We start from the raw sequence: 12,422 nt of genomic DNA on the forward strand, positions 1-12,422 counted from the left end.
AATTATTGACATGAAACCAAAAGGTTTTATATAATCAACAAAGCAAAACCAATTGGTTTCATATTTTCAGTTAAAAAGGAGAATCAGTATGGAAAATCAACATACACTACAGGATATCAAGAAGACGATTATTCTTGAAGCCCCTATCCAACAAGTTTGGGATACAGTTTCGACTGCAGAGGGCATAGCTTCATGGTTCATGCCAAATGATTTTCAACCGAAAGTGGGACATGAGTTCCATGTGCAATCACCTTTTGGTCCATCTCCTTGTAAGGTAACGGAGTTAGATGTTCCTCATCGTCTTTCATTCAGTTGGGATACGGACGGTTGGTTCATTTCCTTCATTTTAAAAGAACTGGATGGCAAAACGGAGTTTACCCTTATTCATGGTGGTTGGAAAGAGCCTGAAACGATTCTTCCGAAACCGAATGAAAAAAGCTCAGTGATTCGCGATAGAATGGATCATGGCTGGGAACAGATCGTTCATGCAAAACTTAAAAAGGTTGTTGAGGGCTAAGTGTCTGCAGCGGAAAAGCATGATGTATTTCAGGCTATCGCCGACCCAACCCGCCGAAAGGTCCTGCAATTGCTTGCTGAAGGGGATTTACCCATTTCGAAAATCACTTCTCACTTTTCCATGAGCCGTACAGCGATTGCCAAGCATCTTCATATCCTTTCTGAAGCTGAATTGGTCAGTGGCCGGAAGGTAGGCAGAGAGAAACGCTTTCGGCTTCAGCCAGAACCTTTAGCGGAATTGAAACAGTGGCTCTCTTTTTATGATCAATTCTGGGATAACAAATTATCCATCCTTAAACATGTGATTGAAAATTCAGGGGAAAATGGATTGAAAGTCATCGATAAAGAAAAGGACACGGATGAACCATCATAATGAAGAAAACCCCCGGCGCATTGCACCGGGGGGTTTTTCATTAGTTTATACATCCATCTCCACATTGTGTTCTTTGCGCTTCCTGATGACCATCGTTAGCAATAGTAGTAGATTGAAGACAATGATGCATCCAGTAAGGAACACTATACTCGTTGTCAATGCATCCGCTCCAAGGCTCGTACTCATCGCTTGACGGAAGCCCATGACAGAGTATGTCATTGGTATGAACGGGTGAACATGACTGAAGAAGTTATTGGTCAGTTCCACGGGGAACATCCCTCCACTTGCACCTAGCTGTAATACAAGGAATATCATCGCTAATAAACGACCCGGATTTCCAAATCCTACGGTCAAGAAGGTGACGATGAACATGAAGGTAAGGGAAGTCAGTATGGAAACCCCAATGAATTGCCCCATGTTCTCGACCTGTAAATCCATTCCCCAAATCATGATCGCATCCAACACTAATGCTGAAAGCGTCGCTTGGATAAATAGGACCGTAAATTTACTGAACCACCATGCCACTCCTGAAGTAGGCCTTGTGGAAGGCAAGCCTGTCGGGAATCCCATATTGAAGGCTATAGCTCCTACAAATAAGCCAAGAGACAATACATAAGGAGCCAGTGCATGACCGTAATTCGGCACGTCACTGCTTTTTTGTTCCTTAACCTGTGTCGGTTCAGCAATCATGCTGTAATTATCATCGGTTGTTTTGTTTTCACTTATTTCTTCTGCTCCATCACCGAGTTTTTCCGATAGCTCGACCGTTCCATCTTTAAGTGAGGATATGCCATCACCCAATTTACCGGAACCTTCAGCAAGTGCTGATGAACCTTCATTGATCTTACCTGCCCCATCGGCAAGCTGGATGACTCCATTGCTTAAAGTAGGCAGATTGCTTGCCAATTGTTCAGTGCCCTTAACAAGTGCTGATGAGCCATCGTTCAAGGCAGCTGAGTTGGCATTCAGTTCATTGGCTCCACTAGCAAGTTTGCTTGCCCCTTCGCCAACTTGGCTAACACCAAAAGCATACTTCTCAAGACCATCCCCAAAGGAGGTTGACCCTGCTTGAAGTTGTGAAACTCCATCAACCAGCTGACCAGATCCCTCAGTTAGTTTTGATAGGCCATTATTCAACGAGGAACCGCCTTGTGCTAACTGGTTGATTCCCTTCACTAATTCTGGTGTCCGTTCATTTAAACTTTGTGTTGCCGCCGTTAATTGATTGCTGCCTTCAACAGCCTCATTCAAGCCGCCATTTAATTGGGTTGCACCAGGAATCAATTGTTCTTCAAGTGCGTTCCTTATTGCCGTATATCCGTTTAACGCTGAAACGGCGTTTGGATTGACTTTATTCACCGCATTATTTAAATTGGCCACTTGTTCTGGAAGCTGGCCTAATCCATTCAATACAGGCATTACTTTATCCTTTAATTGCGTTGATAAGTCGGATACACTTGCAGCAAGAGTCGATGCGATTTGTTTTTGTGCTTCCGCTTGGTTTTGAAGTTCATTTTGAATGGCCCCGATTAATTCGGATTGTTGTTCACTGGTCATGCCTTTGAATGCTTCCGTATTTTGAACGGCATTGATCGTGCTCTGACCATTATTCGCAATTGTTGATTGAAGTTCCGTTAAGGCCGCTTGACTGTTATTGAGGTCATCAGTAATGCCAGATACGGTACCGGACGCGCTGCTCCCTGCAGGAACCGCTTTTTGCAATTGATTTACACCGCTTTGAATGCTTGTCAGTCCTTGCTTAAGCTGACTCAGCTGTTCTTCTGCGGGCAATTGGCCATCCATTTTTTTCAGGCCGTCATTTAACGCCTGGCCTCCTTCTGCCAGTTTATTGATTCCCTCATTTAAACTTTGCTGACCTGCTGCCAATTTTGGAATTCCTGTCGATTGGTCCGTCAGCTGGCTTGCATTTTGTGATAATTGATTCAACCCATCATTCAAATTCGCACTGCCTGTTTGCGCTTGTGCCAATCCCGTATTTAAAGTTTGCGCTCCTGGAACTACTTTGGCGATCCCAGTGGAAAGTTGGGATGAACCTTGTATAAGTGCTTCACTATTATTAGTTAATTCCCCTGTGCCTGATGCAAGTTCGTCCGCACCCTTTTGTAACTGACCGACACCGGAAGTATATTGTGAAATTCCCTTATTTAATTCCGACGCGCCACTTTCAAGCTTGTTGGCTCCTTCCAAAAACTCGCCGACGCCGATTTGAAGTTTATTCGCTCCATCTTTAAAAGTTAATGTGCTGGAAGCTAATTTATTCAGATTTTCCGTCACTTCTTTGTTTCCATCATGCAGTTTTTTTGCACCGTCATCCAGTTTTGATGCCCCATCTGCTGCATCATTGAATCCATCTCCGATTTCATCCAGCTGGGAGAAAATCGCTTCCGCATATTCTTTAGTGACACTTTCGGCAATTTCCGTTTTCAAATTATTCGTTGCCTGTTTTCCGACCGTTTCAGAAACGAAACTGCGTCCAGGATTCACGTCATACGTCAAATTCATTTTTTTTGGCTTATCATCCATGACGGTTGCAGCATTTTTCGAAAAGTCCTCAGGAATGGTAACGACCATATAATATGTACCATCATCAAATCCTTTTTTCGCCGCTTTTTCCGTTACGAAATGCCATTCTAAATCATCATTTTCCTTTAAATTCTCGATTAGCTCATTACCGACTGTTAAGGTTTTACCCTCATATTCCGCCTTCACATCCTTATTCACGACTGCAACAGGTAATTTGCCTGTATTCCCGTATGGATTCCAAGCGGAACTAAGAAATAACCCCCCATAAATAATCGGTACGAACAGTAAAACGATTGCGACACCGACAAGTTTTCGATTTGTAAGGAAAAGCTTCCATTCTTGTTTAAGCATGTTCACTTCATTTCACCTTTCTTTTCACGCAGTACATCACTCAATGACGTTGAATTCCAATTAAGAGTCGGTATGTCCGTGGTGCCAAAGCTTTCTTTCAGCAAATCTGCCACTGTCTGGCTGGAAAAGAACTCTATCAAAAGTTGATCCGCCCGAGAAAACATCCGACGAAGGACGTCCATCCCCTTCTCTGCATACTCTCCATCTTTAAACGCTTTTTCTATAAGTCCCGTATCCGGAAACATCGAAATGGGGCCTTCCATCGCCTCAATAATTTCAAGGTTTTTAATCTTATCTACACTTTTGGCAAGAGTAAGGCCGCCATTATTACCAGGAACGGAAGTGATTATCTGCTTAACGACCAATTTCCTTATGATTTTTTTCAAATAAGAAGGAGACACCTCCAATCGCCTGCTGATCTCATTAGACGAAAGCGGTACATTTTTATCCTGGGTGGAGAGGATAACAATGATGCATATAGCTTGCTCGACCCCTTTTGTTAATTGCAAATCAGTTCACCTCTTTCAGTATCTATGTGGATGTCTGATATCCATAATGGATATTTGGTATCTCTAATTAAAACCCGTTTCATCATAGAAATCAAGTTAATTCTAGAAAAAATTTCTAAAAAAAAGTGAACCCCTTATGACAGCATAATAAGGGGTTCACCTTTCAAGGTTTTTTATAGGTCATTTAGAAACTCATTGACCGCTTCTGGAGTTTTAGCATTTGCACTGTGCAGATGTGCAACCTTTTCCCCATTCTTAAATACTAATAGTGATGGAATTCCCATTACCGTTTGCTCTTCAGAAATCTCAGGGAACTCGTCACGATCGATTGTAAACCACTGTTTGTCTTGATGTTCTTGAGTGATCTCATCGATGAACATGTCTAAACGTTTGCAGTCCGGACACCATGTTGTAGTAAAAATCCCGACCGTCAGTCCCTCTTGATTGATTTGTTCACGGTATTCTTGTTCAGTATTGATATTTTTCATGATCGTCTCCTCCGGGCTTTCTTATCATCATACTTTAATCCATGAATTAATGTACTCAAGGATTAATATATAATTAATTCCTTTACAGCACAAACGGTTTATCTTGGATCCATCTAACTCTTGCCCGGTTCATGTACCTTTTCTATGCTTTGGGCAAAGCCGCCATTTCTTGGAGTTCTAATCTCTCGTTTATGAAAGAGGAAATCCTTGAAATGAACTCCCTATTTTCATCAATGAAAAGATAATGACAGCTTTTTTCAAAAATGATCAATTCACTGTCAGGAATCTTTTCGGCGATGAGAATGGATGCCTCTACAGGAGTGATCCAATCATGACGGCCGCCTGCCACTAATGTGACCCTTCTCTTTTTAGATCATCTTTTTATTAAAATCCAAAATAATCAAGCAGCTTCCAATTCACCTTTATTATCCTTGGAAAATTTCCTTGCAATAAGACTGACTCCAATCATTACAATCACATTTATGAGGAGAGCGACAAGACCAATGTTCAAATCTTTAATGGCCTGCGGCAATGCCGGAAAAATTGTCCCAATTGTAGCGCTTGTTATGGTTGTATACCCAACAGTGGCTAAACCGGCAATGATGCCCGCTGACGCACCCTCTTTCGTCACGAAGTTTTTTTGCAGGAGACTGGCGATGAAAGATGGGAATAATTGAGTCACCATGCTGTATCCCATCAATAAAAGGGCCACGATCGTATTCCCTCCTGTCAAAGTAAAATACACGGCAATGAGAGCAAGAACAGGTACGAGCAACTTGGCAATGGTCGTAATTTGTTTATCCGAGGCGGAAGGAGAAAAATGCTGATACACGTTTTTGGCAAGCAGCGTCGCTGAACTCATTAAAATCATCGAGCCTGGAACAAGGGCGGTCAATAGACCCGCTGCCCCGATGACCCCCACAAACCAAGGATCGAAGGTATTGATCGAAAGCTTCAAAAGCGCAAGATCCATATCCGACCCTTGCAACCCAGGAACTTTAATGATGGCGGCATAGCCGACAAAGATCGCACCGACAGATAATGCTCCGTAAAGCGGAAGGATGAACGCATTTTTACGGAATGTCTTAGCACTTTTAGCTGTATATGCAGAACCGAATGTTTGCGGCCACATATAGAAACCTAACGTCGTCAAGATGATCGTGGATATAAACCATGAAGCACTCATCCCCATATCCGGTAGTGTCAGGAAATCAGGCTTGACGGCATTAACTGCTTCGAACATCGGCTGGATTCCGCCAAAATAATGAAGCGGAATGTAAATCCCTAAAAATAACGCGACCAAAGCGATCATGATATCTTTGAGAACAGCTGTCCAAACCGATCCATGGATACCTGAAATCATCACATAAACGGTAACTGAAACAGCTCCGATCCAAACGGCGACCGTCGGGGAAATCGAACCATAGGAAGTAGTCGAAACGATGATTCCCAGACCCTTTAATTGCAGCACCAAAAACGGTACCAGGGCCAAAACACCGACGATTGAAACAAGTACCCCCAATAACGGACTTTTGTACTTTTTAACATAAAAGTCTGCTTGTGAAATGAGCTTGTGTTTATTTCCGTAGCTCCAAATGGCAGGATAAATCCAATAAGAAAACAGGTAGCCCAATGCTGCGAACGCCGTTCCGTACAATGCCGGACCGCCTATACCATATGCCCACCCGCTGGAGCCCAGGAAAGTGGAGGTGGAATAGATCTCTCCCGCCAGTAAAATCATGATGATGAAAGGGCCGAACCCGCGTCCGCCGACTGTCCACTGTTCAAGGTCCATGTCCTTGCCTTTTCTTGCCCTAATCCCTAAATAAAGTGACAGCAACAGGAAACTGAAAATAATGATGATCGCAATATTCATTTCTCTTCCCTCTCTTTATTCTTGGGATCTAGTATATAAATGATAAAAACGACTAAAGCGGTAAAGATCAGCCACGAAAAGTTCCAGAAAAAGAATAGCGGCATGCCAAGAATATACGGTTCGATACTATTAGCCCAAAAAGGCCCGCCAAGTATGGCGATTACAGGAATTAAAGAAAGAAAATAAACTGGTTTCATGAGATTCTCCTCTTGTCTAATGATATGAACTAAATGTGGTAACACGAAGATTGATATCTTTGCTTCATCACCTGCGTAGCCGCAGTTACATAGTCCCCCTTTCTGCCGACGTCAATATGTGATATTACTTTTAATCTAGCAATCCGCATGCCAATGTTGGAATTTTCAGAAATAACCGGAGTGAATGGGGTATATATCAAGGAAAGCAGTTGGGCAAAACTTATTATCGAGGATGCATCAACGTGCTGTTGATAGGAGAATCCTTGTTAATGAGTAAAAAAAATTTTACAAGTAAAAATTTTTTTCATCCCTTATAGGGAACAAGAGTCTCTTCAGTTTTTTTATTTAATAAACATTCCAGGTGATTTCAGAAATCAGCTCCCTTTCCGCCGACTGTCTGCCAAGCACCATCATAGCAAGCGACTGTGGGGTCTCGGCTAGCCAGTTATTCGGCAGGAGTGAAGCAAATTTCTTCAATCTAGTGAGGGTTACAGTAAAAAACATGATGGATCATGCTGAAACACTTCCGAACCTCCTTTTGTCGAAAAAAGGGCTTCTATCTGATTTTTTAAACAAGGTTGATTGGAGCGGGTGTGCGAGACTCCTGCGGGAAAAGCGCGTCCAAGGGAGACCCCACAGGCGCAAAGGCTCCGAGGAGGCTCCCGGACCGCCCGCGGAAAGCGAGTACCTGGAGTGGAAATCAGTAGTACAACCAGGTCTCGTTTAAAAATCATGGTTTGCAATTTTTCGACCATCCACGCCTTACGAACACCTTTGGTCAACAAACTGAAAAAAAGCCACTATCCAGTGGCTTTTTTCACATCATTCATATTGGGAGAGTAAGTTGCCAGGAAACACCAAATTTATCAGATATCCATCCGAACTTCTTACTAAAGGAATAATCACCCAATGGCATAAGCTCTTGTCCGCCATCAGCTAAGCTCGAATAAAGCCTGTCAATTTCCTCTTCACTATCACATGTAAGGAATATTGAAAACGAAGGTGTAAACGTAAATTGATGCTTAACATTGCTATCGATGCACATAAATTCCTGATCTTTCAAGGTAAAGGTGGCCTGCATGACACTCCCCTCTGTACCTGCTTCATTGGCACCATACCGTATCATGCTGGTTATTTTCGATCCTTCGATTAAAGATGTGTAATAATTCATTGCTTCTTCCGCATTTCCTTCGAACATCAAGAAAGGTGTGACTTTCATCATTCTCATCAAACTCCTGTTTCTCTTTAATTAATTTTCTTCATTGAATCACGGCGCCCACCAGTTACCTGAAGCCACGATCATTGTCTGTAATTTTATCGTATTGGCAAAATAGTCATCATCGTCTTGTTTCTGTATCGTCCTATCCCATAATTCGTTGATCCATTGCTGGTTGGAGGAATCAACCATGGCACTCACCATGAATGGAGCAACGAAGGTTGTACTATTCCCTTCTTCCACAGCTCTTCCGCTCAGCGTGTAGCCGGATTGGATATTTTCAGGATTGCCATCCGTTTCCGCTTTAATCCAATCATTCATCTTCTTTAATTGCGGCAGGGCTCTTTCATCACCAGTCAGTAAGTAATCGAGTGTATAGCGCCAAGGGGTCCTGCTGCTGTTCCAGCTGTAATTGCCGTCATTCTCCCCTTCTAAAAAATCAGCTTGAGCCGGTTGGTATTCTCCCCTGGATTGTACAATGAAGTCCGGCATGAGACCTGTATTGCCGCTTTTCTCCTCATAAATCGAATGAATGACCGCATAAGCCTTATCCGTTACATCTTTCCATCCATCAGTCCCGGTTGCCGCCTCAAATGACTTAAAATGATTAAGAAGAAGGTCAGATGAACGAGTCGATTGTCCGTATACCCCATCTTTATCTTCCACCCAGTCCCCTAGCTTAACCAGGGACTGCGACCGATTTATCTCATTCGACATGATCGCAGCCAAGATGTCCTTTGCACTGGCAAGATAGTCGATTTCCCCTTCACTTCCCCACTGGCGATCGGCCAATAACAACGAATAGGCGATATCCATATCGCCATCAGTTGCTGAATCGGCGTCCTCTGGCGTATTGATGATTTTACCCGCCTTATCCTTAACTTGCTGCCATGCCATTAAGGAAGGGTCATTATCACTTCCATGGGCTTTATAAAAACGATAAAGACCATCGAAGTAATGCTTGTCCTGGCTGCCTGCCATGATTGCCGTTATCATCATCCCATACCCATGCGCTTCAGAGACGGTCACTGCATTCTTGGGCTCTGCATATCCTTTATCATTGTAAAAAATATAATATTGATCATTTTCATCAGCTGGCTGCTTAAGATATTCATTTTTCCAGGCTTTATAAAAATTCGCTACGGCAGCATCCAACTCCTCCTGTGAAACATTGTCAGGTTTTATCGTACCCGCCTGATAGACAGTATGCTGAGGAAATGCCCTTTTACCGACAAGCTCTTTCTGTTTGGTTTGAGGTACCAATGCTATCGAAGCAATGATCCCAAAAACGATCACGCCCAATGCTATCAATAAACTTCTTTTTTTCATGGCTGGCTCCTTGAGTTATGCTGCAGTATTCACTGCTATTGTATGTTAGGCTAGGAACATAAAAATGGTGCTGTTAAAATATATGTTATCAATTCTTCCTCTATTAAACATGACTTTTCTTATGTAATTGCACTATATCATAAGTTATTTTGGATATTTATGTTATTATAAACGTCGAATTCTGAGTGTTTCTACTTAAGTATTTTAAAAAGGAGTGTTTTAATGAAAAGAATTTGTAATCAGTGCCAAACTGAAATGATAGATGATTGCCAAGTAAATGTTCAAGGCGGAATGTATGGGATAAAGATTAGTCAAAAGAAAGGACTTTTCAGTAGTGTTTCTGCAAACCCTAAAGCATCTGTATGCCCAAATTGTGGTTATGTAGCTTTCTATATTGATGAGTTTAGAGAATTTATTAAGTAAAAATATAAATATATACAGCTAACTGACGTTTGTGAGGATAGTAAGTTAGCAAGTATATATTTATGTTTTGTCCTTATCGCTTAAGGAAGAAATATCAGATTATGCTTTATCATAGCTTATTTAAAGAAAGCCGGTATTAATGGTAACAAGTTTATACTTGAATCAGTAATAAGATTAAATGGTGGTTTGGAGATACATCAATGGGTCGAATGAAGTGTATGACCAAAATATCATTCCACTTTTTTCAATTCCATAACTCCTTTGCCATCCATTGAAATATCCAGTTGCTGATTTATGACTATCGAAAGCGGAAAGATTTCCGACTCTTTATTCGAAAAAATCCACCGCCGTTTCCTTGGACCTAAAAGTAAAAACGAACCTGCTTCATGTTCCCCCATGAAATTCAATCCATCTTCACTTATTCCTTCACCATTCCTTACAGGTACACCATTACTGATCAACTGGTTTCCCAAGGTCCTGACTTCATCTGTCGTAATGTTTATTTCACTGATGCACAGGACGTTTTGAGCTGAAAAATACTTAGCTTCGGATTTGGGTGATACGGAATATCTCGATATGAACTCGACAATGTTGCCTGAAGGGTCTGTAAAATAAAAAGCATGTGCATCAGAATAGCTGAAATAAACTTCGTCATAATCATCTTCTATAGTCAATTCCACTTTTGATTTCGCCCATGCTTTTGCCGAAGTAAATAAATTGGTTGGAATGTTCATGGCAAAATGATAAAAAGGCTTTTCATTGTGATGATATTTTTTGATTTCAAGCACACTTTCCCCTGCCTTCATTTCAAAAACATCATCAGTTTGCGATAGTAACTCAAATTCTAACACATCAACATAAAAATTCCGCATTTCATCCCATGCATGACTATACAAAGTGACCTTATTGATAATCAACGTTTAATCCCCCTTCCACCTAACAAATATTGTAAAGTAATCCTGCATTTGTGCAAACATTCCGTACTTTTCAAAATCATATATTCATATACACGTTGCCCATTTTTACTACTCCAACAATTAGCGACATGCCAACTCAAAAAGGACCACCAAATTCGGTGGTCACTCGTGTCAGCTCCATTGAGTCATTTTTTCATCTTAAAAGGTTCACTCTTTAATTTTCAGGCCCAGCATGGCTGCAAATACTATCGCTTGGTCCGGGGAAACTTCGCATCCATTTAAATCTTCCATGGATACGGTAAGCCTTTGAAATGTAGAACTGCTAATATCAATTCCTTTGAGCGGTGTCCGGGAAAAGTTCACTTCATTTAATCTACATGTTTCGAACTTCACTTTGATGAATTTACACTCATAAAAATCAGCACTTTCCAATGAGCAATGATCTAACTTCACTTGCTTTAAACTGGAATAACCAAAAGCGCTTAAATTCAAGTTGCAATTCTCAAAGTAGACATTCCCTAAACTCGCGTCAGACAGGTTAATGCCTAATAGTTTGGACTCTTTGAATTCCACCCGATGAATCGAGCCGCCCATGAAATCGGCATTTGTCAAATCGCAATGATCGAAAATGACATCCGTCAGCTCGATATTCCTGAATGATACATCGCTGAATGTCACATTTTTAAAAACTACCTGTGATAATACGATTTTGTCCATCTTTTCTCTATCGATCGTACAATTGGATATGATACATGAATCCAGATAAGGCTCATCTTGATAATATATTTCCTGAAAGTTCGTTTGAGTTAAGTCTTGAGGGATCTTTGGCTGTTCAATTCTGATTTTGCCTGACATCTTATCACCTTTTCACTTTATTTCTTCAATCACTGGATAACTTTTTTCCAACTGCATCACACTTCTTTACCGGAAACGGTATGATTTATATTTTAAAGGTCTGAACCGATATGGGTCCACCGCTGGTAATATACTAACCGTAAGCTATATTTCAGTGAAGTTCAATCTAAGAATTTCGCAAAAATGACTATTATTTTTCGTTATTTTGTGTCATCTTCCATCAACATTTTGCAAAAAAAAAACTGCCTCATCGGCAGCTTTTTAACTTTAAACTTCAGTATGTAATCCTGTTGGCATCAGGAAATAATATAGCGCTGCACCCATTATGGCCATCATACCGCCTATCAGAAAGAAAGCTTGAAAGATATTCCCTCCCACAGTTGGGGAATTGGATACAAAACCAGTTGAAAGCAGAAAAAGGACACCCAACCCCAACAAGAAAAGAGCCATTTTTTTAATACTTCTTTTGAATAGGATATATCCCGTAAGTATGATTAAGTACGATGCTGCAAGGACCATAAGAAATGGAAATAACGGTTTGAATTTTGCGGCATACACGAAATAATCGAAATTCGAAATATCATTTGCATCCATCGCATGATCATCATTTACTTGTGTGAAATGCGTGGAATACTTCCATTCCCAAGGGTTATCCAGAATTTCGCTTCCTTCATACCAGGTACAAAGTGAAAAAAGTAAAAGGAAAAATGCAGCGATTATCATTTGCAAAAAATTATTAAAAGTCAATCTCATCTCCTCCAGCTGCCATTATACCAATAATTGGTTTATGTTTAAATATGCCGGTTAAAGCAATATGTAAACATACAC

Annotated in this window: 15 protein-coding genes; 3 read left to right on the forward strand and 12 right to left on the reverse strand. The window is 41.1% G+C overall.

Annotated elements, in window-relative coordinates:
* Window positions 1-88 precede the first annotated feature (88 nt).
* The gene (locus AC3ISB_RS24270; RefSeq protein WP_098373018.1) at window positions 89-517 is read left to right on the forward strand and encodes an SRPBCC family protein; all 429 of its coding nucleotides are present in this window, start codon (window positions 89-91) and stop codon (window positions 515-517) included.
* A complete protein-coding gene (locus AC3ISB_RS24275; protein WP_098373017.1) occupies window positions 518-889 on the forward strand; it encodes an ArsR/SmtB family transcription factor in 372 nt (123 codons plus the stop codon).
* A 45-nt stretch (window positions 890-934) separates the two neighbouring features.
* Here AC3ISB_RS24275 and AC3ISB_RS24280 read toward each other — a convergent pair whose 3' ends face one another.
* The 9 genes from AC3ISB_RS24280 to AC3ISB_RS24320 all read right to left on the reverse strand — a co-directional run bounded on the left by AC3ISB_RS24280 (window position 935) and on the right by AC3ISB_RS24320 (window position 9,399).
* Window positions 935-3,784 (reverse strand): YhgE/Pip family protein, encoded by a 2,850-nt coding sequence (locus AC3ISB_RS24280; RefSeq protein WP_489277019.1) that lies wholly within the window; start codon window positions 3,782-3,784, stop codon window positions 935-937.
* A 2-nt stretch (window positions 3,785-3,786) separates the two neighbouring features.
* Window positions 3,787-4,293, reverse strand: a complete 507-nt coding sequence (locus tag AC3ISB_RS24285; protein ID WP_141994609.1) for an RrF2 family transcriptional regulator — start codon at window positions 4,291-4,293, stop codon at window positions 3,787-3,789.
* Between the two features lie 173 nt (window positions 4,294-4,466).
* Window positions 4,467-4,781 carry a thioredoxin family protein gene (locus AC3ISB_RS24290; RefSeq protein ID WP_048686672.1) on the reverse strand — a complete coding sequence of 105 codons (315 nt, stop codon included), beginning with the start codon at window positions 4,779-4,781 and terminating at the stop codon, window positions 4,467-4,469.
* 142 nt (window positions 4,782-4,923) lie between these two features.
* Window positions 4,924-5,130, reverse strand: a complete 207-nt coding sequence (locus AC3ISB_RS24295) for an alpha/beta fold hydrolase (RefSeq protein WP_141994608.1) — start codon at window positions 5,128-5,130, stop codon at window positions 4,924-4,926.
* Between the two features lie 51 nt (window positions 5,131-5,181).
* Window positions 5,182-6,657: a sodium:solute symporter family protein gene (locus tag AC3ISB_RS24300; protein WP_141994607.1), complete on the reverse strand. Its 1,476-nt coding sequence runs from the start codon at window positions 6,655-6,657 to the stop codon at window positions 5,182-5,184.
* Window positions 6,654-6,854, reverse strand: a complete 201-nt coding sequence (locus AC3ISB_RS24305; RefSeq protein WP_489274739.1) for a DUF3311 domain-containing protein — start codon at window positions 6,852-6,854, stop codon at window positions 6,654-6,656. Before AC3ISB_RS24305 ends, AC3ISB_RS24300 begins: the two co-directional genes overlap by 4 nt.
* 345 nt (window positions 6,855-7,199) lie before the next feature.
* Window positions 7,200-7,358 (reverse strand): hypothetical protein, encoded by a 159-nt coding sequence (locus AC3ISB_RS24310; protein ID WP_489274741.1) that lies wholly within the window; start codon window positions 7,356-7,358, stop codon window positions 7,200-7,202.
* A gap of 322 nt (window positions 7,359-7,680) precedes the next feature.
* Window positions 7,681-8,076 (reverse strand): VOC family protein, encoded by a 396-nt coding sequence (locus tag AC3ISB_RS24315; protein ID WP_141994605.1) that lies wholly within the window; start codon window positions 8,074-8,076, stop codon window positions 7,681-7,683.
* Between the two features lie 45 nt (window positions 8,077-8,121).
* Complete coding sequence (locus AC3ISB_RS24320) at window positions 8,122-9,399, reverse strand: family 8 glycosyl hydrolase (RefSeq protein WP_489274743.1); 1,278 nt, start codon at window positions 9,397-9,399, stop codon at window positions 8,122-8,124.
* 222 nt (window positions 9,400-9,621) lie between these two features.
* On the opposite strand from AC3ISB_RS24320, the gene AC3ISB_RS24325 reads away from it, so the two are divergent.
* Window positions 9,622-9,822 carry a nucleic acid-binding protein gene (locus AC3ISB_RS24325; RefSeq protein WP_098373010.1) on the forward strand — a complete coding sequence of 67 codons (201 nt, stop codon included), beginning with the start codon at window positions 9,622-9,624 and terminating at the stop codon, window positions 9,820-9,822.
* 230 nt (window positions 9,823-10,052) lie between these two features.
* On the opposite strand, the gene AC3ISB_RS24330 is transcribed toward AC3ISB_RS24325, so the two are convergent.
* From AC3ISB_RS24330 to AC3ISB_RS24340, 3 genes are all read right to left on the reverse strand, one after another.
* Window positions 10,053-10,739 (reverse strand): VOC family protein, encoded by a 687-nt coding sequence (locus AC3ISB_RS24330; RefSeq protein ID WP_489274745.1) that lies wholly within the window; start codon window positions 10,737-10,739, stop codon window positions 10,053-10,055.
* Window positions 10,740-10,946: 207 nt separating this feature from the next.
* Window positions 10,947-11,594 (reverse strand): pentapeptide repeat-containing protein, encoded by a 648-nt coding sequence (locus AC3ISB_RS24335; protein WP_489274747.1) that lies wholly within the window; start codon window positions 11,592-11,594, stop codon window positions 10,947-10,949.
* Between the two features lie 267 nt (window positions 11,595-11,861).
* Window positions 11,862-12,341, reverse strand: coding sequence for a DUF4306 domain-containing protein (locus AC3ISB_RS24340; protein ID WP_489274749.1), 480 nt, complete (start codon window positions 12,339-12,341; stop codon window positions 11,862-11,864).
* Between the last annotated feature and the right edge of the window lie 81 nt (window positions 12,342-12,422).

This window comes from Peribacillus sp. GL_122 (genome assembly GCF_057835005.1).